This window comes from Halorubrum sp. SP9, from assembly GCF_005435015.1.
Taxonomy (GTDB): Archaea; Halobacteriota; Halobacteria; order Halobacteriales; family Haloferacaceae; genus Halorubrum; species Halorubrum sodomense.
In genome coordinates this window covers 1-239 of record NZ_SGXU01000692.1, presented here as the reverse complement: position 1 = coordinate 239, position 239 = coordinate 1, and the positions used below count along the sequence as shown (strand labels likewise).

Annotated in this window: 1 protein-coding gene; it reads right to left on the bottom strand. The window is 72.0% G+C overall.

The features are described 5' to 3' along the window. The coding region (locus tag EXE45_RS19025; RefSeq protein WP_137695202.1) for a cupin domain-containing protein at positions 1 to 239 on the bottom strand (239 nt) is incomplete at both ends.

Here is a 239-nt window from a genome sequence, read left to right as displayed (position 1 = left end):
ACTCGCCGGGGGCGAAGCGGATCGCCTCGTCGGGCCCGACCGCCACGCGCTCGCGGTCGCGGCCGACCTCGAACGTCGCGGTGCCCGAGCGGACGTAGAACACCTCCTCCTGGTCGTCGTGCGTGTGGAGGCCGCCGGAGAAGGCGTCGCCGGGCGCGAGTTCGAAGTAGTTCATCGCGACGTGGTCGGTCCCGAGCGCGCGCGAGACCGGCTTTCGGATGTCGTGAACGCCCATGGGG